Here is a 20,887-nt window from a genome sequence, read left to right as displayed (position 1 = left end):
ACCAAGGTTTTTTCCAGAATCATAGACTTAACTCCTCCGGAGAGGAAAGAAATGAGAAGGACTTTTATATTATCATTCGGGATTTTTCTTCTTTTATCCGCCTGTTCGAAATCTTCGCTTCCGATTTCGGAACGGGAAAAGGATGCGTTACAACGTATTCTCGTGGAAAACCAAACGATTCACGCTTTTCTGATGAAAGAGGAGAATAAAATTCCGAATCTCGAACCATTGCGATCGGAACTAGCTTCTCTGACATCATTAAACGGTGGTTTGAAGTCTCAGGCCGAAACCATGGCAAATTCCCTTCCCTCCCGGGAGAACAAAGACCTCGAAAAATTCTTCCAAGCATATTCCTCGTTTTCGGAAACTCTTGCGGACAGCGTAAAACTCGCCGGCGGAAACGGTGTTTTTAACAGATTTTATTGTCCGATGGTCAAAAAAACTTGGGTCAGTCAAGGAATCAAAATAGAAAATCCATACGCTCCTGAAATGAGAGATTGTGGAGATCTTGTTCCTTAACGAAAGGAAACTGTCTGGATAATATCTCGAAAATCCGTTGTCAAGTCGGCACCTCCTTAAACGAACCCTGCCCCGCCAACTGCAGACAAAATCTGATTCCGAACGAATGGAGTACCCGAATCCGGGAATCCTGTATCGCCGCGGAAAAAATGAACGCGTTCGCGGAAGGAAAGGCCGGTATCAACGTGGGAGCGTCCGCGTTTTTGCAGGCCCACCCTCTCGTGCTCGAACGTTTTATAGCGAAGGGCGACGTTTATTTCGAAGTGCTTCGGTATTTTTTGTCCATATTAGAGCCGGAAAAAATCAAGGAAGTAATCGACGCATTCAGCAATAAATTACTTTATAAAATTATAATACACGAATATAACATTTTTCAACAAATGGAAGACCAGAGAAAAAGGGAGAAAAAAACCGCCGCCTTTCTGGACATAAAAGGAAACGATTATTGGAAATCCCTTTCTCCGAAACGGATCAGCAGTTTTATCGCGTATTGTCTGCAAGAGGTCAAAGACGCGGAATTCGCCTCTCAGTTCCTGACGATCCTTTCTCCGGAAGCGGTTTCCGATCTAAAACATCTAGCGGGTCTCAGCGTGGAGGAGGAAAAGGAACTTTATCTTTCCTTAAAGGACGGAATCTACGAACTTCCGATCCGGAGTCCGGGGATTTACCGTCACATTCTAAACTTGTTCGAAGACGATCCGGAGATATTTCTGATTCTATCCACGATGGAGGAATTAGTATCGAGAAAACAACAGATCATAGAATCCTCGCATGTTATTTTGGAAAAATACCAATCCGGAAAACTGAATCATCAGTCCTTGTTCGCGGATTTATCCGTATTGGAACCGGAAATTACGATGGAGATTTTGGGAATTTTCGAAGAAAAAGGAATTTTGGGAAGGTCGGAAAAAAATCTGATCAAGGAACTTCTCGCGAAACAAAAAGGCCATCGATTCTAAAACCCGATCGTATCGATGTTCGATAAAATCCGGCTTTATCTTTTCTCTCCGTTTATAAAAAACGAAACCGAAATTCCGGCGTTAAACGGAGTTCGCGCTTTCGCGATACTTTTGGTGATTCTCTATCACGTATGGCTTCCTTTTCCCGCCGCGGATTTCCCCGACTTTTTGAAAATCGTCTTTTCCAATTTCAACTCGGGTGTGGATCTGTTTTTCGTCCTAAGCGGCTTTTTAATATATTCAGGAATTCTAAAATACGAAAACGATCCCGATTCCTTCGACAAAACGAAATTTTTCGTTTCTAGAACCCTACGGATTTTTCCGGCGTATTATTTTTGTCTTTTCGTATTGTATTTCTATTTCACGATACAAATCGATCGTCTGGGAAAAATCCCGAACCCGACCGAATTTCAAATCGCGGAAATGACGTCCTTACGGGAAATTCTTCAAAATTCGTACGCGGATTTCTTTTACGTTTCCAATTATTCCGAACGAAGACTTTCGTTGGTGGGTTGGTCCCTTTCCATCGAGGAACAGTTTTATCTGATTCTTCCCTTTTTTTCCTCGTTTTTTCTGTTACGCCGCGATTTTATTCTGCGAATTTCGGTTTTGATCTTATTATATCTGATTCCGTCCGCGTTTAGAATCTACTACGCATTCCAAAATTCTGATATTTCCGTTCTCATATATTCGCATACTCGAATGGACGCTTTGATTGCCGGTATGATTCTAGCCGAATTAGAAACACGTTTTCGAAAAAACGAAAACGAATCCCTAATCATCAGCAATTTCTATCCCTGGATAGCGACGGTTTTTCTCATACTAGGCCATTCGTTTCCTTTGGAAACTTGGATTCGTAGGACGATCGGATTCAATTTTTTGAATATAGGATATGGGTTTTTGATCGCTTCCGCCCTAAAACCCGGATCGTTTTTTTCCTCTTTAATGGGCGTTTCCTTATTCAGACCGGTCGCGCGACTGAGTTATACTATGTATCTCTGGAATATCCTGATCGGAGGAATCGTCGTATCCAAAATTCTACCGAAAACATCGAATATAAACGCGTTCGTCTTTTTTTACGCGGGAAGCGGGGCCGTAGCGGGGTGTTTTCTATTCTCCTGGTTATTATATCTTGTGATCGAAAAGCCGTTTTTGCTTTATAAGAAAAGGTTGGAATCGAAAAACTTCGAGAAACGTATATGAAAAAGCGGAATCGTCAAATCGAAAGCGAAAATTCGTTTTCGAAATATTCCGTATAAAGTAAAAAATCGAAAAAAGAAAGAATCGATAACGAACGCGCTTTTCCCGCTTTGCTTACCGTGTCGGTTAACGTATCACGGGCCGTAAACGATTTATATTCCATCCGATTGTCGTATTTCCCTATCCAAACCGTAACTTTCTGGAAAAGTTTCCCCTTTCGCCTAAGCGTGAATTTTCGAAATCTTCCGCACCGCATCCCCGATCCTTGAAATCCCGGTTTCGATCGTTTCAAGGGAGGAATGGGAGAAATTCAATCGCAACGTATCCGTTTCCGGATTATCCGTATAAAACGGAAAACCCGGCACGAAGGCCACTTTATTTCGAATCGCTTCTTCGAACAAATCCTTTGAAGAAAGCGAATTTTTAAGGCGAATCCAGAAAAACATTCCTCCTTTCGGAGAAACCCAATCCGCAAAATCGGAAAGACTTTCGATCAACGCCTTTTCCATACATTCCATTTTTTTAAAGTATGAATTTCGAATACGATTTACTTGTGTTTCAAAATCGTAGGTTTCGAGATATTCGTGAAGTAGAATCTGCGAAAAAGTTCCGGAATGAAGGTCTCCGGCCTGTTTCGCGACCACCAAACGTTCTACGATTTCCTTCGAAGCGAAAATCCAACCGAGTCTCAAACCGGGAGACAAGGTTTTAGAGAAGGTTCCCAGAGAAACGGTCGCTTCCGGATAATAGGAAATCATACTCGGAATCGCTTCGGATTCGAAGCGAATTTCTCCGTAGGGATTGTCTTCGATCAAAAGAACCTTTCGTTTTCTCAAAATTTCGGAGAGGAAACTTCTTTTATGCGCGGCCAGAGTTTTGCCTGTGGGATTTTGAAACGTCGGATTGGAATAAAGAAACTTTGGTTCCAAACGAGAAAGTTCCCGTTCCAAAAAATCGAAATCCAATCCGTCATCCCGAAGAGGAATACCGACAAATTCGGGTTCGTACATGGCAAAGGCTTGTATCGCTCCCAAATATCCGGGACGTTCGATGAGAATCGAATCCCCCGAATCGATGAAAATCTTTCCGATCAGATCCAAAGCCTGTTGTGAACCGGATGTGATCAGAATATTCTCCGGTCCCCAACCTGGATAGTTTATATTTTTATAATATTTTTCGAAGATCCATTCCCGCAAAGGCGCGAAACCTTCCGAGGTTCCGTATTGAAAAAGTTTGGATCCGTACTTTGAAAATACGTATTCCGCACACCGACCCAACTCCGTAACGGGAAAAAGATCGGGATCCGGCTGTCCGCCCGCAAAGGAGATGATTTCCGGATTGCCGGTGACTTTGAGAATTTCGCGTATGAATGATTTATTGGATTTTAGAATCCTTGATGAAAACCGATTTCGATTTTCGCTCATACTTCTATCCAACCTTCCAGATAAGGAACGCAGGTTCCTCCGATTCTCACACGTTCTCCCAAATCTTCGCAGAATAATTTTCCGCCCCTTCGCGAAGCCTGATACGCGTTCATAATTTTCCGGACTCGTTTGCGAGACCAGAATGGAATCAAACTACAATGCGAGGAGCCCGTAACCGGATCCTCGTAAATCCCGGCCAGGGGCGCGAAAAATCTGGAAAAAAAATCGTAACGCTCGTCTCCGGGACAAGTGGCTATGATACCTAGACAATCCAATTTAGAAGCGGCCTCCATGGAATACTTAAGTTCTTTCAGTTCCGTTTCGTTATCGTAAACGAGAAGATAATCTCGGGACTTCCAGACTTCTTTCGGAGGAATAGAAAACGCCTCCAAAATCGTCTGTGGAATTTCACGAACTTGTTCCGGCATCCTGGAAGGGAAATCGAGATAAAGTATATTCTCTTTTTTGAATACGATTAACTCGCCCGACTTGGATTGAAAACGTACGACTTCTTCCTTCGAATCCGATTCGCGAAAAATCTGAAACGCGGAGGCGAGCGTCGCGTGTCCGCAAAGATCGACCTCCGTTTCCGGAGTAAACCATCGAATTCGATAGAAAGAACCCTCTTGAACGTAAAAAGCGGTTTCGCTCAAGTTGTTCTCCGCGGCGATCCTTTGCATGAGCTCCTCGGGAATCCATTCTTTCAAAGGACAAACGGCGGCGGGGTTACCTTGAAAGACCGTTTCGGCAAAAGCGTCGATTTGGAACATTCTGAGTTTCATAAAAAATGATTTCCTTTCGTATGGATTTATGTTATATCAAAATCAGGACGATCATAACAGATACAGAAATGAACTTTTCAACCAGTACAGATGAAAATTCGAAATACGAATCCATAGCGGTGGGATTTAGATCGATGATGGAATCGGGAATCTTCCGCGCCGGGGATAAACTTCCCTCGTTACGGAAAATATCGGTGGAAAAGAAAGTGAGCATATCCACCGTTTTACTAGCGTACGAATTGCTCGAAAACGAGGGATATATCCGTTCCAAACCGAAATCCGGTTACGTCGTTTTAGCAAGAAAGGGTGCTTCGAAAATTCCCTCAATGGCCAAACGCCCGAAGTTGGTCCCGTCCTTCGGAATCGACGAAAGGATTTCATCCTTGATCGATTCATTACAAAATCCTGATATTCTTCAATTAGGAACGGCGATTCCCGAAAGAGGATATCTTCCTATTCCGGCGCTTCATAAGAATTTAAAAAAGGCGGTCCTCATAGCGGACGGTCACAACTACCAGAATTCGCAGGGATATCCGGAATTACGAAAACAACTTGCGTTACGCGCCTCTTTCCAGGGAATCGCCTCCCACGAATCCGATATAATCGTAACCAACGGATGTCAGGATGCGTTGAATCTGTGTATCAAAGTTTTAACGAAGCCGGGAGATCTGATCGCGGTGGAATCCCCGGTTTATTTCGGAATTTTACAGAGCATACAAAGATCAGGAAGAAAAGCTCTGGAAATTCCCATCGATCCGATCTGCGGAATCAGCCTTCGTCATCTGGAAGAAGCGATCCATCAATATCCGATTAAATGTTTAATTGTTAATCCGAACTTCCAAAATCCAACGGGAAGCCTTCTTTCCGACGAAGATAAAAAAGAGGTCGTGGATCTTTGTTCGGTTAAAAATATCCCGATCATAGAGGACGATATCTACGGAGATCTTTATTTTACCGCTTCCCGTCCTATGTCCTTAAAATCCTTCGATAAAAAAGAGAACGTATATAAAATCTCCTCCTATTCCAAAATCGTTTCTCCGGATTTAAGAATCGGCTGGATTCTTCCCGGTAAAAAAGGACTCGAAATCCAAAAGGAGATCAAAATCGCGAGACTCGCACTTCCCAGCGTTCCTCAAATCGCGTTAAGCGAATTCCTAAAAACCTCCTATGAAAGAAATCTCAAAACGCTCAAAAGAAATCTGTTTTCCAACCTCGCAAAGATCCGTGAATCCGTATTGAAAAACTTTCCGGAAACGACTTCGATTTCCAATCCCCAAGGCGGACTCGTATTTTGGATCGAACTTCCGAGCCGTGTAGACAGTTTGCTCTTACAAAACGAAGCGTGGAAACACAATATCTCCATAGCGCCCGGCCCCATCTTTTCCGGAACCGGCAACTTCCGAAACTTCCTTCGTTTAAGCGGTGCAATTCGATTCACGTCGAAGGTGGAGGAAAAAATCAAAACGTTAGGAAAGTTAGTCGCTCAATTGAAGAATACTTTTTGATGTCCGCGTAAAAACAACGATAACGTTTCGATGAGAATTTATTTCCTTCCGAAACGGCGTCAATCCGCTCCGATACGGCCACTTAAATTCCATCCGGTTTGGAGTTGACGCTGTATCCTAGAACGACCAAGGTGAAGTTTCCACAGAAAGAATTAGGGACGATTTTCGGTAAAGATTACGGATGAAGACAAAGATCCTCGATTATATTTTCGGCGTTTTTAAAAAAGATCCAAAAGAGATCGAATCCCTCAACGGCTTACGGGCCTTTGCGATTTTACTCGTTCTCTTTTTTCACTTATGGGAAAACAACACGCATGAGTTTTTAAAACTCGGCCTAATCACCGAAGGAGCGCTCGAATCTATCCTGAGCATGATCCACTTTATGGATCTGTTTTTTCTATTAAGCGGACTTCTGATTTATGCGGGCCTCTTCCGCGTTTATGAAAAATATTCCACGATCAATATCAAGGAATTCTATATCAAAAGAATTCTGAGAATTTATCCGGCATATTATACGATTCTAATCATTACGTTTCTTTTTTCGCTCGTGATCTATTCGGAAATGAAGGCGAAACCGAACCCCAACGAAATAGAAACCTTCGTTTTAAATCGTGCGGCGAACGCGATCTCCAATCCTTGGACGGATATCTTCCTAGTTTCCAATTACAATTCGGATCGGATGTTCGAATTCGGTTGGTCGCTTTCCCTCGAACAACATTTCTACATCGTTCTTCCGTTTCTCTGCCTGTTCGTTTTATTTAAACTCCCGTTTCAAAGGAGAATGTTGGTTCTTCTGGGAATCTATATTTTACCGCTTTTTTTCCGGTTTTATCATCAGTTCAACGGGGACGGCGCGGGGATTTATTACGCGACACATACTCGTTTCGACGCGTTGTTCCTCGGAATCATCGTATTCGAAATTTTTAATAGAAAATACTTCGCCAAATGGACCGGCGTACACGCGTTCGGCGCCTTTTTAGCGGCCGTAGTACTTTTTTTCTCCGGCGTCCTACTGCGAAGAAATCCGATTTTGGAAACTACGATCAGCTACAATTTATACCATCTCGTTTTCATCCTTCTGACGATTTCGGCGATGATACCGGCAAGCCTGATTTATAAATTTTTCGCGCTTCCGTTTTTCAGACCGATTTCAAGATTGAGTTATACGATTTATCTTTGGCACGGAATTCTGGCGATCCGATTCGTTCGAAAGGGAATGGACAACACTTCTTGGTCCGGATTTTTTTCGATCTATACGATCGTTTGTCTAAAGATTTTTCTATCTTGTTGGATTTTATATCTGATCATCGAGAGACCGTTTCACAATATTAAGATCAAACTCGATAAGGAACACCCTACTCCGGATAAGGTTTAATTCTTCTCAAAAACCTTTCGATGGACTCGAGCTTTCATCCGGATCGATCGATTATCGATTCGGATTTTTCGTTTTTACGAACCGCAAACCGACTTTTACCTTTGACGCCAAGGTATCAAAGGATTCACCGCGTTCAGCGGCCCGCACCCGAATCATAAACGACTTCGTTTAATAAACGACGCGTTCCTCGACTTGATATTCCTTAAAAAGACTTTTCTGATTTCCCAGTTCGCTCTGAAACTCCACGGGATACTGCGCGGTAAAACAAGCGTTGCAAAATCCACCGCCCTTGTGATCCAAAACGGCGCGATTCATCGATTCCACCGAAAGATAAGCGATGCTGTCCACACGAAGATACTTTCTGATTTCTTCGATGGTATGCGTTGCGGCGATCAGTTCGTTGTGAGTGGGAATATCGATTCCGTAATAACAAGGCGAAATCGTGGGAGGCGCGGAAACGCGAAGATGAATTTCCTTAGCCCCGGCGTTGCGGATCATTTTGATGATCTTACGGCTCGTCGTTCCGCGCATGATGGAATCGTCCACGACGATGACTCTTTTTCCTTCCACCACGTTACGCACGACGTTGTATTTTATCTTTGCTCCGAAATCGCGGATCTTTTGATCGGGTTCGATGAACGTTCTACCGATATAATGCGAACGAATCAAACCGGATTGATAAGAAATACCTGACTCCTCCGCATAACCCAAGGCGGCGATGCTTGCCGAATCCGGAACGGGAATGACCACGTCCGCTTCCACGGGCAACTCTCTGGCCAAAAATCTTCCGAGATTCTTGCGGACCTTATAAACGGATTCCCCGAAAATATTGGAATCGGGTCTTGCAAAATAAATATATTCGAATATACAAAGACTCGGAGTGGCTTTCGGAAAGGGATAATACGAATTGACTCCGTTTTTATCCACGACGATCATTTCGCCGGGTTCCACGTCGCGTTCGTACTTCGTATCGGTAATGTCGAAGGCGCAGGTTTCCGAAGCGAATACGATGGAGCCGTCTTCCCGTCGTCCCATCACGAGAGGACGGAATCCGTTCGGATCACGGACGGCGATCAACTGGGATTTCGTTAAAATGACGAGCGAATAAGCGCCCCGCACTTTTTTGAGCGCGGAAGAAAGCGCGGAAAGAAAATCGGTTTCTCCGGAACGAGCCATCAGATGTACGATCACTTCGGAATCGATTGTGGTCTGAAAAATACTTCCTTCCTTTTCGAGTTGGCTTCTGAGTTCCCAAGAATTCACAAGATTTCCGTTGTGGGCGAGAGAAACCGCCCCGAGATGGGATTCTACACGAAGCGGCTGAGCGTTGCGTAAAAAACTGGCTCCGGTCGTGGAATATCGATTGTGTCCGATCGCCGAATTCCCTTGCAGTTCCTTGAGCTTGGTTTCCGTAAAAATATTGGCTACGAGACCCATTCCTGCATAACGATAAAGATGTTCTCCGTCCGAGGAAACGATCCCGCTGGATTCCTGACCTCGATGTTGCATGGAATACAGGCCTAAATAGGTGAAATTAGAGGCTTCCGGTGTGTTAAAAATTCCAAAAATCGCACATTCATCTTTTGGTTTGTCATCCTGGGCCTTTTTTCTTACACTGGATTTATCGGGAATTGAGCTCATTCTCTGCCTTCTTAAGCTTAAAATCTCAGGTCGCGTTTTTCATGCAAATAAATTCCGATTACATCGTCGTAGACACTCTTCGAAGCCTACAATTAGTTCTCATTAATTTGAGTCAGGCCGACTCGATCTCGATCGACACCGAATCATCCGGCTATTATACGTATTTTTCGAAAGTCTGTCTGATTCAAATTTCCGCAAAGGGAAAAAATTACATCATCGATCCCTTAAAGCTACAAAACTTAGATGGTCTCGGATCGTTATTTGAAGACGAAAAAATCCTGAAAATTTTCCATTCCGCCATAGACGATATCAAAGCGTTGAAAAAAGATTTCGGATTTCGCTTTAAGAATATCGCCGACACGGGATTCAGCTCCCGCCTTTTGGATCACGATCAATATTCCCTAACCTACCTCGTGGATTATTATCACAAAATCAAACTCTCCAAAAAAGAGCAGAAGTCCAACTGGGAAAAACGTCCTCTTGAAAAAAGCCAACTCCAGTACGCGGCCTTGGATACGGTTTACCTCGAAAGTATTTGGGAAAAGATGAAAGAGGAATTGACCAAAAGAAATCTCTACGAGGAGGCCGTTTCCGAATTCGAAAAGATCGCGCTTGAGGAACCGGGTTCGGAGGGAAATTCCATATCTCTGGATAAGTTCCCGGAAATCCTGGAATTCAGCGCGGATGAGAGACGTTTTATCTACGATACACTTGTTTTTCGGGACGACAAATCGAGAAAACTCAACAAAGCTCCGTTTCGAGTCTTTAACAACGAAAAGGTGGTTCAACTCGTCAAGGCGAGAAGGGACATGTCGAAGTTAACCGAGGTCTTAGGAAAAAAAGACGCGGAAACCCTGTTCCAAATCTACGCCAATCCGAGCGGGCCTCCTATACAAAAATCCGAACTTTTCAAAAAACCCGGAGAAAACCTAAACGACGAGGAAGGCGAACGGTTTAAACGGCTTCGGATCTGGAGAGAAACGATCATGTCCATCCGCAGGATGAGTCATCAAATGATGCCTTCCAACAAAATGATCGCGGAACTCGCGCAAAAAAATCCGAAAACGTTGGAGGAATTAAAGGAAATGAATCTGTTTTCGGAATGGAAAGTCGCGCACTACGGTCCGTCCATACTCGCGGCTTTGCAAAACGTACCGTACGAATCGAACATCAAAGGATTGATACCGATCAATAAAAAGTTCGAATAAAAACATTCCAACTTTTGCATATACATTCGCGATGAAATTCGACTTTCAAACGTTAAAGGAAAAACTCGCGAAACCGAAACAGGAATTCACGGAAGTTCCTCCTCCTTTTTTCGGAGAGGAAATTTCCCGAGCTTCTTCGGTGATCTGCCCGATTTACGAAAAGGAGGACGGAACACAAGGGCTGATTCTCCAAAAGCGGAACCCCAACCTCAAAGCGCATCCCGGACAAATTTCCTTTCCCGGCGGAGCGTATTCTTCTTCCGATCAGAATTTATTGCGAACCGCTCTTCGGGAATGGGAAGAGGAAATGGGGGAATCCAGTGCCGTATTGGAAATTCTCGGAGAATATTCCGGTCTTTTTACGAATACGGGTTTCCACATATCACCGTTCGTCGCTCGATACAAAGGCAATTTCGAATTCAACACAAACCCTGCGGAAGTGGAACGTTTCATTTTATTGGATTTACATCGATTGGAAACCGAACCGTTCTATTCGATCCGAATTCGAAGAACGAGCGCCAAAGAGATAGAAATTTATTATTTCGACTTGGAAGAAGGATTACTTTGGGGAGCTACGGGAAGAATGATCGTACAACTTCTACGCGAGTACGTGGGATTCGAACGAAATCCCGTCGCCGTTGAACCGAATCTGGCCGGACCTCCTTTTTTCGACCCGTTGCGTAAATTCTCCAAAAAAAAATAAAAAGACTTTTTTTTCTTCAGTTAGTTTCCCGTCTCAAGAATGTGGATAAAATAATGCGACGGAATATTCGCATCTCGCCGATAATTATATCGGACATAATCTTATAAGGAGGTAAAACTATGAAACGACTCAAAGACTTCTTTCAATCGGAAATGAGAAACTCGTTCTTAAAGGAAAGTTTTCAAGAAGAAGAATGGTATCAATCGCTGATCAACCGACCAGGCATCGAAAAAAGATTCCCTTATTTCAAAACTAAAGCGGCCGATAAAAAAGAGACAGTAATCGCAAGATGACACCGGAAGAAAAAACTAAATTACTACAGACGCTGGATTTGATTCTGAAACATCTTCAGGAGCAAGGTTCCGGCTCGGGTTCCGACTATAAAGTGGTGTTGTATTTGGTTCCCATTTTCGGAATCGTATTCGGTTGTGCTCTGTTGTTTTTTGTTTTTTATTGGTGGTATAGACAACGGATCGAAATCATCAAAGCCGGACTTTATAAAAAAGAACATTTCGATCTTAGAACGTATTCTTTCTTTTTAGGTTTGATTCTTACTTTTGTGGGAATCGCTTTATCGATAGGTTTCATTTCCGTCCTAGGCCAATCACTCGCGATGCTCGGAGGACTTGTCCCGCTCGGAACCGGCTTAGGATTGCTCTGCTATTATAAATATTTTCGATGAGGGAAAATTCTCCCATCGTATGCAATCCTGAAGATTGGGATTGTATTCAAAAAGTCCTTCATGGCGATTTCGATTCGTTCGAACAGTTGATGAATCGTTATCAAGGACTCGTTTATTCCCAAGCGATCAAAGCGTTCCGCAACGAAACGGAAGCCGAAGATTTTACGCAGGATATTTTTCTAAAAGCGTTCGAAAGTTTATCGACCTTTCAAGGAAGATCCCAATTCTCCACTTGGCTCTTTACCATCGCCAGAAACGAAATCATCCGCAGATATCGCAAGGAACACCCCGAAATTTCCGGCTTGGACGCTCTTTTATTGGCGGAAATAGAAAAGGAAAAAAAAAGCGAAGTCTCCTCTGAACAGGAAAACAAACTTCTCAAACAGGAAAGTTCGGAAAAAATCCGCGACCTAGTTCAGAACCTTCCGGAATTGTATCGGAAACCCATTGCGCTTCATTATTTCGAGAATATGTCCTATAAAGAAATTTCAAAAAAATTAAACTTGAAAATGAACACTTTGAAGAGTTATATTTTCAGGGGAAAAGAAATCATGAGGGATTGGTTGAATAGGGAAGAAAATGAAAAAAAAGAATGAATCCCCTTCTCCGATTCCTTCCTCGCGTGCCGATTTTTCGGAGTTGGAGGAGAAACTGCATTTTTTCGAAGGAGAACCCACGGATATTCCGACGAACGCGCAGGTTCCTCCGCATTTAAAACGTAAGGTGATGTTCCATATCATTCCCGTGCGCCATTTTAAAATCATACTTTCCGGATTGTTTCTTTTGGGTTTTTCCCCGTTGAGCGTTTTGTTTTTTTTGGACTTGGATTTTTTGATTCAGACCGGTTTGCTCGCTCCCATTTTGGTGACCAGCAGCGTTCTCTTTTGTGTTTTCGCAATTTTGGCGGGAATCTATCTTGTCCATTATAGAAACCCATATACGAAAGAATGGAAAAACAAATTAGGCTTTTTTGAATGAACCCGAACAATATTAAAATTTCGATCTTTTCCCTTTTACTCCTAATCTCCCTGATCTCGCCGAACACCGCTTTTGCGGACGCAGCGGCGGATTCTTCCCAAACGAAACCTGTGATGAGCGCAGAGGATTATCTCAAAGCGGATCTGGACCGTGTGTTTCCCGTCATTCAAAAGATGAAAAAAGAGGAAGCTGCGATTCTAATCACTCAAATCCGGGAAGAAGCGAAAAAAAACTGGAAGGACTCTGATAAATTTTACTTTCTGATTTCGCATCTGGAGTCGATCAAAGCGATCGAAGAGGAACACGCCCGCCTCAAAAGTTTAAACGAAGTATATCTGATCGGTTCCTTATTACTCGGAGGATTTTTGGTTTTTTCGATTTTTAGACAACGGGCTCTGATTCGAAAGATCAACGCGCGGCTCGATGACGGGGAATAATTTTTGTTTTCTCTCCGTCATGGAAAGCGCGGAGATGGAATCGAATTTCTGTAGTTTGTAACGTTTTCGTATTCTGATTGTAACGGATTTCTGTAATATTAAGGATTATAAACTTTATCCGGTCGAATGATAAAGGTTTTGTTTGAATCGGACCTGTGTTTCGTTTTCCCTTCGGAAAGTGAAATTGCTGCGACCGGCTTCGATCGGTCCGGGAAATAAAACGGAAGATAGAATTCATGAAAAATCAATCGGGGAACCCTGGTCAAAAAGTTCTCGTTGTGGATGACGAAGAGGATATCGCCGAACTGATACGATTCCACCTCGAGGAAAACGGCTATCAAGTCGATACGTGTCAAAACGGATTGGAAGTGCTTCCCAAACTGGAAAAAAACACGCCCGATCTCGTCATTCTGGATCTGATGCTTCCCGGCATTGGAGGAATGGACCTTTGTAAAAAGATCAAGGAGAAATATTCGATTCCCATCATCATGGTCACCGCCAAATCGGGCGAAACCGAAGCCGTTCTGGGTTTGGAATTGGGCGCGGACGATTACGTTCGAAAACCGTTCAGCACTCGTGAATTGATCGCGAGAGTCCGGTCGGTTCTCAGAAGATCCAAAGAAGGGGAAGAAGAACAACAATTCGAAGGAAACATCACCATCGGAAATATTTTTCTTAACCTAAAAGCGCACAAGGCCTTCATCAATAATTCGGAAGTCGATCTCACCCTAATCGAATACAAAATTTTGAATCTTTTTATGACCAACCCGGGAGTGGCCTTTACGAGGGATAAATTATTGGATCGGGTATGGGGAAAAGATATTTACGTCACGGACAGAGCGGTTGACGTAAATATTAAGAGATTGCGCGATAAACTCGGGGATGAAAAGGAAAGACTCGAAACGATACGCGGAATCGGCTATAGATTCAATGAGGCGTAGTTTATTTTCAAAATTGCTCCTAAGCAACTGGTTACTCCTTCTCGTGCTCCTTGTCGCGGCGGGAGGGGTTCTTTTTGTCGAAAAATTTCTTCATCCGGATCTTAAGATCCTCCTTTTTTCGTTTTACATCCTTTTCGCCATGTTCGGTACGTTTTATATGTCTTACTCGATTGCGAAAAGCGTATCGGAACCTTTGGACCGGATCGAAAAAAAAACGGGCGATATCAACGCGGGAGATTTCGGTTCCGAACTTACGTTACCCGACATCAGGGAATTAGCGGATCTTGCCTCTTCCATAAACTTAATGTCCACGCGATTGAAAAGTCAGTTCGTGGATCTTACGATCGAAAAGGAAAAATTCGATTCCGTATTACAAAATTTGAAAGAAGGAGTATTCGCGATCGATCCGGAAAGCGCGTCCATTCTTTTTCAAAACAAAAGTATTCCGGGGTCGCTCATAGAACCCAACTCGAGATCGAGAAAGGTAAGCGACGCGACTAGAGATCAGAGACTTCTGGAATTCGTACTGAGTCATTTGAGCGGCTCCGGCGATTCGAAAATGGAACTCGATTTAGGGCAGAATTTTTACACGATCAAAATGTATCCTTTGCGTACTAACGGGAAAATACTGATGTATATCGGCGTTATCCGAAACATCACCGAGGAAAAACAGTCGCATATAATTCGGGAACAATTCGTTCAAAACGCGTCTCACGAACTCAAAACTCCGATCACTTCGATCAAAGGATATACCGAAACACTTTTGGATCGTTTAAAGTTGTCTCCGGACAGCCACGAAAAAAGATTTCTCGACGCGATTTCGAGGAACACGGATCGTATGGTTCGTATCGTGGAAGATATGCTCACGATTACGAGGATCGAAAATCAGACGGCGATCTCCGGTGACGAGGAATTTTCCCTCAAATCACTCGTAGAAAACCTCACGTATACCGTCGAAGGTGTGATCTCATCCAAAAACCAGAAATTCGTCGTGGACATGCCGGAGTCTTTGATGATCTACGCGGATTGGGTTTTACTAGAACACATGCTTTTGAATCTGATTTCGAACGCCTCTTCGTATTCTCCCGAAGGAAAAACGATCACTCTGAAAATCGTTCCGGTCAAACCGGATCAGGTTCAATTCCAAGTCATCGATCAAGGAATCGGAATTCAAGACGAAGACAAAGGAAGAATCTTTGAACGATTTTTCCGAGTCGATAAAAACCGTTCCCGAAAGGAAGGTGGGACCGGCTTGGGTCTTTCCATCGTAAAACATATCGTTCGACTGCATCACGGAACCGTGAAGGTTTTCGATAATCCGGAAGGCGGAACGATCTTTTCGGCTACGATTCCGATACGGTATCAACCGGAAACCACCTGAATTCTTCTTTCCCGCAGAAAGAATTTTCTAAACATAGATCCAATCAACTCGTTGAGGGATTCTATGACCTTGCCCAAAGGCTTTTACTCTTTCGGAATCAATATCGGAATCAAAGATAAAACGAAGGATTTCGGCGTAATCTATTCCGAAGTTCCCTGTAAGGCCGCCGCCGTATTCACCAAAAACAATTACCCGGGCGCCCCGGTGATCGTGGGAAAAGAACACGTTCGATCCGGAATTTTACAGGCGATCGTCATCAATTCCAAAAATTCCAACGTAGCGACCGGAGAACGTGGAGTCGAAAATTCCAGGGAAATATGCAGAACGATCGGAGAATCTCTCGGAATTTCGGAAACGTTAGTCCTTCCTTCCTCCACCGGAGTGATAGGAGTTCCGTTGAAGATGGAGGTGATACTTCCCGCTTGCAAAAATGCAAAGGAACTTTTAAAACCGGGAAATCTGGAGGAAGTGGCCGAAGCGATCATGACGACGGACACTCGGAAAAAAATTTCTTTTCGAAAAATTAAAACGAAATCGGGAGAAGCCTCGATTTTCGGGATCGCAAAAGGCGCGGGAATGATCGAACCGAACATGGCGACTATGCTTTGTTATATACTTTCGGACGTTTCCCTTCCGGAGAATACGAACTTATATTCCGTTTTGAAATCCTCCGTGGACAAAAGTTTCAACTGTCTTACGATCGATTCCGACACTTCCACTTCCGACACGGTGGCTCTTCTTTGTAACGGGCTTGCGGGAGAAGCGGATGAAGCGGAATTTTCGCGTGCGCTCGAAGAAATCTGCGTCGATCTTACCAAACAGATCGCGATCGACGCGGAAGGAGCGACGAAACTGATCGAACTCACAGTGAATTCTGCGAAAGACGAAATACAGGCGAAAAAAATCGGTAAGTCCATTCTCAATTCCCCTTTGGTAAAAACCGCGATTTACGGAGGAGATCCGAATTGGGGAAGACTTGTGATGGCGATCGGTAAAGTTTTCGACGAACCGATTCCTTTCGAAGGTTTGGAAATTTATTTCGGAGAACTTCCCGTAAAGGGGGCAACGCCTGAAATTCTAAAAAAGTTGTCGGAATACCTGAAAAATAATACTGAAATTTCTTTGAATGTGGTGTTGAATGTCGGGACTACTTCCGCAAAGTTTTGGGGTTGCGATCTGACGGAAAAATACATAGAAGAGAATGCCTACTATACAACCTGAAAGAGACGATTCCGGATCCGGAATTCGGGAATACTTCCGTTCTCTGATAACGGATTATTATCTTATTTCCGGAATCATAAACCTTTTCGCAAAAGGGATTTCGATCCTGATCGCGTTGGGAATTTATTTCGTCGTTTTATCTTTTATTCCCGCTGCGATCGAATATTATATGGAAGTAAGTCTTCTTTCCACTTTGATCTTCGCGGTTTTTATAATATTCCCTCTTCAGGAAAAACTAAGCGGAGTGCTGAAGTCGGTTTTGATTTCGGAATATCTGAGCGACGACCCGCGCTCCTCTCGAATCGCCTACCGTCGATTCGATCACGAAGGTTTGATTAAAAACGTATTTCCCGATTTGGTGCGACTCACCGAAAGCAATTACGGAAAACTCGCACTTTTGAACAACGATCTACGGACTTTCGAGTTGTATACGTACGCCAAAAAAAAACAGAGAAAAGTGATCACACACGACGGAATCAATCCGGACGCAAAACTTCTGAAATATATATTAAATAAAAAGAATGGAGCAATTATAGGCGAACCGGATCAGAACCACGAAATCAACGAAGACTTCGTGAGTTTACGGGCGAATTTCATCCTGCCGTTCGTATACCGCGAAACCCTTTTCGGATTTTTGGCCGTATCCAACATCCCCAAAGATTCCGTACGACAGGATTTGAGTTTTCTTTCAGGAAAATGCGGAATCGCGGTTCACAACCATATACTTTCCTCTCAAGTCGCGGAAAACAAAAAATACAGAAAGGAATTGGAAACAGCGGGAAAGATAAGAAAGTTTCTGGAACCCGCCGAACCTCCGATGATCGGAAATATCCGCACCGAAATCCTATCGCGCGAGCCGGGAGAATTGCTGGAATTCCTGAATTCCGACGGTGACGAAACCTATTTCGTCATACTAAAACTCGGAATTACGACACAGATTTCGGTATTAGTGCTTTGTTATATGCTAGGAATATTATATTCTTCGAGGAGCTCCCGTTCCGTCCAAAGCCTAAACTACATCAAAAACCTCGTGGAATCCTATCTCAAAGAGATATCCTGGAACGAGGAATACGATCTTCTCGTCGGAGCGATCCGAAGATCCGACAGTTCGATTTCGCTCCGTAGTTCCGGAAAAAACTTCAAGGTGCATCGTAATTCCAACTTCGGAAAAAATCTTTTGTCCATCGGCTGGGAGGTGGAAGAGGAAATCGGAAGTGATCCGCTGGTACTAACCTGGAGAAATCGGCCGATGGTTTCGTTTTACGATCTGAGGTTTCCTTCGTGAGAAACATCCTTCTTCTTTTCATTTCGCTGATCGTGTTCAGCATCGCACTCTTGATCGGACTTCTTCAGACGACGTCGGAAAGTCTGCGTCCTCCGTTTTATTACTATCCCAACGGAACGATCATACAAAGCGACGAAAACTTCCCCGGCGTTCTCGGCAAAAAGGTGGATCTTTTGGAACTGGAAATTGCCGTCAAATTGGCCGAATCGGGTCAATCGTATGAAAACGGAATTCACGTGTACGACAAGGGCGTAAGCGAAACGATCCCGGTGATCCTCACGCCAAAATCCCCGTATTCCGTTCTTGCCGATTTTACGCGGGATATCTTGATTTCCCTTTTGTATCTTTCCGTTGCGATCTGGTTTTTCTTCTACACAAGGGATCTATATATGGTCCTTCTGTTCGGATCCTTGTCCTGTTTAAGTCTGTTTAATTTTTTCCTAGTTGGATTCCACGATTTCCATTTCTTGTTCTTCTTTTTTCTCTACTTCACGGCTTTCGTTATTTTGAATATTACGTTTCGCTTAAGAGGAAAGGAACTGCCGACGCGCTGGTTCGCACCTGAAATCATATTCTCGCTCATAGCGGGTTTCGTAGGAAAATCTCAAAAGGCGGATCCGCAGATATTCGGAATTCTCGCCACGAACGGAGTTTACTTTATCCTTTTCTGCTCCTTGATCTGTATTTTATTTCTTATCGCAGATTCGATCCGCAATCTTTTTCCACTACAAAGTCTTTTCAAAAAGTTGAGTTTAATCGCGGCCTTCAGCGTCATATCGATCATACCGTTCGTTTCTGTCGAATTTTCGGAAGTTATATCTCCCGCCGTCTCTAAACTACTGATCGTTTCGGCTTTCGTGATTTTTCCCGCATTGATCATTTACGGAACCTTTATGTATTCGATCGTTCCCGTTCAGATCGCGTTTAGTTCTTCTTTAACTTCGATTTACCTGATTCTGATTTTGGCGGGAGGATATCTTTTTCTTTTGTCGGTCTTTTTCAAATTCAACCCGGCGGCCGCGGATAAGTATCTGCAGGAATTCAACTTACTCTTTATTTCGATATCGGTTTATACGTTAGGCTCGGTCAATCGAAGGCTTTCCAATCTGGTCGATACGTGGAGCTTCAAAAGGAATCAAAGACTACATTCCGCGTTAGAGACCGTTTCGTCCATGATCAGCGCTCCGATCTCGATGCGTGCAACGATCAACAGTCTTATGAGAATGGTTTCCGAAAGTCTCGAGATCACCAAAATTCTAGTTCTCATTCCCGCCGATAAATTTCCGAGGACGGATTTAAAGAACATCAATTTCATCCGAATTTCCTCCACTTCCGAAATCTGGCAGTATTTTGCGTCAAACACGGAAGTTACCGTTACGACCCACCTTGCCTACGGTTTGGGAATCCGCGAATCCGTTTATAAATTCCTGCAAGGATCCGGAATTCAACTGGCGTATCCGATCTTCAATTATTCCAGAGGAAAAGAAGTACTCGGAGTATTTTTAGTCGGCGAGAAGAAGAACCGTAAAAATTTCAATCTCGGAGAACTTCATTTTCTCAAGGAATGCACGAGAATGGCTTCTATGCTTCTACAAAATTACGCTTTGTTGGCGGAGGAAGTAGAGAAAAAAAGAATCGTCCGAGATCTGAATATGGCCTCGATCATCGATAAAACCCTACATGTGGCCGAGGGAGGAACGATCAAAGGCATAAAAATCGGTTTTTTTTCCATTCCAGCTGTGGGAATCTCCGGAGATTATCTCGACCTCCAAAAATTAAGCTCAAATAGGATGATGCTCGCGTTAGGAGACGTTTCGGGTCACGGATTGGGAACCGGATATCTCGTCAGCGCGATACGCGGCATCATTCAGAATCAAATCCGCAAAAAATCGGATCTATCATCCATATTTAAAGTCATCAACTCGTTTCTGATCGAAAGATACAGAGGAAGCGAGTTCATGACGTTCATTTGCGGAGAATATAATTCCTCCGAGGAGACGTTCCGATACATCAACGCGGGTCATTCCTCTCCGATCTGTATTCGAAAAAACGGAAAAATCGAACTCAGAACCGAGACACAAAGAGTGTTAGGCGTGCTTCCTACCGAATATAAACACCTAACGATTCCGATTTATGCAGGAGATAAACTTATTTTATTCACCGATGGAGTAACCGAAACGTTCAACGATAACGACGAGATCTTCGGAGATGAAAAGTTTATTCAGATTCTCGCGGAACATCATCAACTTGATCCACAAGATTTAGCGGATCTAGTTTTAAAAACGATTCAGAACTTTCGAGGAAAGAAAGATCCTAGCGATGACATTTCGTTTATATGTCTTCAAGTGAATGAATGAGAATAAAAACTTCTAAGAAAACGACTCGGAAATAAATTTTAAAAAAAAATGTAAAAATTTATTAAAACACTTTACATTTTTATCTTGATCCATTAATTATGTCCCTAATCACGGCATTTAGCTCTGAGCAACGTTCAGAACTTGATGTTAGTAACACGGAGGAAGAGTCAATGGTTGCAAAAAAGAAAGCAGCAAAGAAGGCAGCTAAGAAAAAAGTTGCGAAGAAAAAAGCAGCTAAAAAGAAAGTTGCGAAGAAGAAATAAGGCTTCTAACAACACACTTTCATTCT

General features: G+C 43.3%; 21 protein-coding genes. 17 read left to right on the top strand and 4 right to left on the bottom strand.

Features of this window, described 5'->3' with window-relative positions:
* Positions 1-51: 51 nt before the first annotated feature.
* Genes EHQ17_RS19160 through EHQ17_RS19150 form a run of 3 tightly spaced genes read left to right on the top strand, consistent with a single transcriptional unit; the run spans position 52 to position 2,681 of the window.
* Entirely contained in the window at positions 52-519 is a 468-nt protein-coding gene (locus EHQ17_RS19160) for an LIC13259/LIC11441 family protein (protein ID WP_135593390.1), read from the top strand.
* Positions 498-1,478, top strand: coding sequence for a hypothetical protein (locus EHQ17_RS19155; protein ID WP_135593392.1), 981 nt, complete (start codon positions 498-500; stop codon positions 1,476-1,478). Before EHQ17_RS19160 ends, EHQ17_RS19155 begins: the two co-directional genes overlap by 22 nt.
* A 15-nt stretch (positions 1,479-1,493) precedes the next feature.
* The gene (locus tag EHQ17_RS19150) at positions 1,494-2,681 is read left to right on the top strand and encodes an acyltransferase family protein (RefSeq protein ID WP_135593394.1); all 1,188 of its coding nucleotides are present in this window, start codon (positions 1,494-1,496) and stop codon (positions 2,679-2,681) included.
* A gap of 13 nt (positions 2,682-2,694) precedes the next feature.
* Here the strand turns inward: EHQ17_RS19150 and EHQ17_RS19885 are convergent, their stop codons facing one another.
* From EHQ17_RS19885 to EHQ17_RS19140, 3 genes are read right to left on the bottom strand one after another with little or no spacing between them, the layout of a single operon-like run.
* The gene (locus tag EHQ17_RS19885; protein WP_167881197.1) at positions 2,695-2,841 is read right to left on the bottom strand and encodes a hypothetical protein; all 147 of its coding nucleotides are present in this window, start codon (positions 2,839-2,841) and stop codon (positions 2,695-2,697) included.
* A 58-nt stretch (positions 2,842-2,899) separates the two neighbouring features.
* Positions 2,900-4,102 carry an aminotransferase-like domain-containing protein gene (locus tag EHQ17_RS19145; protein ID WP_135593396.1) on the bottom strand — a complete coding sequence of 401 codons (1,203 nt, stop codon included), beginning with the start codon at positions 4,100-4,102 and terminating at the stop codon, positions 2,900-2,902.
* Positions 4,099-4,884: a PhzF family phenazine biosynthesis protein gene (locus EHQ17_RS19140; protein WP_167881198.1), complete on the bottom strand. Its 786-nt coding sequence runs from the start codon at positions 4,882-4,884 to the stop codon at positions 4,099-4,101. Before EHQ17_RS19140 ends, EHQ17_RS19145 begins: the two co-directional genes overlap by 4 nt.
* A gap of 68 nt (positions 4,885-4,952) precedes the next feature.
* Between EHQ17_RS19140 and EHQ17_RS19135 the strand changes: the two genes are divergently transcribed.
* Positions 4,953-6,389 carry an aminotransferase-like domain-containing protein gene (locus tag EHQ17_RS19135; RefSeq protein ID WP_167881199.1) on the top strand — a complete coding sequence of 479 codons (1,437 nt, stop codon included), beginning with the start codon at positions 4,953-4,955 and terminating at the stop codon, positions 6,387-6,389.
* 181 nt (positions 6,390-6,570) lie between these two features.
* Positions 6,571-7,764 carry an acyltransferase family protein gene (locus tag EHQ17_RS19130; RefSeq protein WP_135593400.1) on the top strand — a complete coding sequence of 398 codons (1,194 nt, stop codon included), beginning with the start codon at positions 6,571-6,573 and terminating at the stop codon, positions 7,762-7,764.
* 168 nt (positions 7,765-7,932) lie between these two features.
* On the opposite strand, the gene purF is transcribed toward EHQ17_RS19130, so the two are convergent.
* The gene (gene purF, locus EHQ17_RS19125) at positions 7,933-9,405 is read right to left on the bottom strand and encodes an amidophosphoribosyltransferase (protein ID WP_135593402.1); all 1,473 of its coding nucleotides are present in this window, start codon (positions 9,403-9,405) and stop codon (positions 7,933-7,935) included.
* A 41-nt stretch (positions 9,406-9,446) separates the two neighbouring features.
* On the opposite strand from purF, the gene EHQ17_RS19120 reads away from it, so the two are divergent.
* From EHQ17_RS19120 to EHQ17_RS19070, 12 genes are all read left to right on the top strand, one after another.
* Positions 9,447-10,613 (top strand): ribonuclease D, encoded by a 1,167-nt coding sequence (locus EHQ17_RS19120; protein ID WP_135593404.1) that lies wholly within the window; start codon positions 9,447-9,449, stop codon positions 10,611-10,613.
* A 31-nt stretch (positions 10,614-10,644) separates the two neighbouring features.
* Positions 10,645-11,316: an NUDIX hydrolase gene (locus tag EHQ17_RS19115; protein WP_135593407.1), complete on the top strand. Its 672-nt coding sequence runs from the start codon at positions 10,645-10,647 to the stop codon at positions 11,314-11,316.
* A gap of 119 nt (positions 11,317-11,435) precedes the next feature.
* Positions 11,436-11,609 carry an LIMLP_16695 family PerRB-regulated protein gene (locus EHQ17_RS19880; protein ID WP_167881200.1) on the top strand — a complete coding sequence of 58 codons (174 nt, stop codon included), beginning with the start codon at positions 11,436-11,438 and terminating at the stop codon, positions 11,607-11,609.
* On the top strand, positions 11,606-11,998 hold the full coding sequence (locus EHQ17_RS19110) for a hypothetical protein (RefSeq protein WP_135593409.1): 393 nt from the start codon (positions 11,606-11,608) through the stop codon (positions 11,996-11,998). Before EHQ17_RS19880 ends, EHQ17_RS19110 begins: the two co-directional genes overlap by 4 nt.
* Positions 11,995-12,594 carry an RNA polymerase sigma factor gene (locus EHQ17_RS19105; RefSeq protein ID WP_135593411.1) on the top strand — a complete coding sequence of 200 codons (600 nt, stop codon included), beginning with the start codon at positions 11,995-11,997 and terminating at the stop codon, positions 12,592-12,594. Before EHQ17_RS19110 ends, EHQ17_RS19105 begins: the two co-directional genes overlap by 4 nt.
* A complete protein-coding gene (locus EHQ17_RS19100; protein ID WP_135593413.1) occupies positions 12,578-12,976 on the top strand; it encodes a hypothetical protein in 399 nt (132 codons plus the stop codon). Before EHQ17_RS19105 ends, EHQ17_RS19100 begins: the two co-directional genes overlap by 17 nt.
* Positions 12,973-13,413, top strand: a complete 441-nt coding sequence (locus EHQ17_RS19095; RefSeq protein WP_135593415.1) for a hypothetical protein — start codon at positions 12,973-12,975, stop codon at positions 13,411-13,413. Before EHQ17_RS19100 ends, EHQ17_RS19095 begins: the two co-directional genes overlap by 4 nt.
* A 236-nt stretch (positions 13,414-13,649) precedes the next feature.
* A complete protein-coding gene (locus EHQ17_RS19090; protein WP_135593417.1) occupies positions 13,650-14,354 on the top strand; it encodes a response regulator in 705 nt (234 codons plus the stop codon).
* Positions 14,344-15,735, top strand: coding sequence for a HAMP domain-containing sensor histidine kinase (locus tag EHQ17_RS19085; protein ID WP_135593419.1), 1,392 nt, complete (start codon positions 14,344-14,346; stop codon positions 15,733-15,735). The genes EHQ17_RS19090 and EHQ17_RS19085 overlap by 11 nt, the downstream gene beginning before the upstream one ends.
* Before the next feature lie 69 nt (positions 15,736-15,804).
* Positions 15,805-16,956 (top strand): bifunctional glutamate N-acetyltransferase/amino-acid acetyltransferase ArgJ, encoded by a 1,152-nt coding sequence (argJ, locus tag EHQ17_RS19080; protein ID WP_135593921.1) that lies wholly within the window; start codon positions 15,805-15,807, stop codon positions 16,954-16,956.
* On the top strand, positions 16,937-18,241 hold the full coding sequence (locus tag EHQ17_RS19075; protein WP_135593421.1) for a hypothetical protein: 1,305 nt from the start codon (positions 16,937-16,939) through the stop codon (positions 18,239-18,241). Before argJ ends, EHQ17_RS19075 begins: the two co-directional genes overlap by 20 nt.
* Positions 18,238-20,598, top strand: coding sequence for a PP2C family protein-serine/threonine phosphatase (locus EHQ17_RS19070; protein ID WP_135593423.1), 2,361 nt, complete (start codon positions 18,238-18,240; stop codon positions 20,596-20,598). Before EHQ17_RS19075 ends, EHQ17_RS19070 begins: the two co-directional genes overlap by 4 nt.
* Positions 20,599-20,887 lie beyond the last annotated feature (289 nt).

It is taken from the genome of Leptospira gomenensis (genome assembly GCF_004770155.1).
In the GTDB taxonomy this organism is placed as follows: Bacteria; Spirochaetota; Leptospiria; order Leptospirales; family Leptospiraceae; genus Leptospira; species Leptospira gomenensis.
This window is presented reverse-complemented; position numbering and strand designations above follow the sequence as displayed.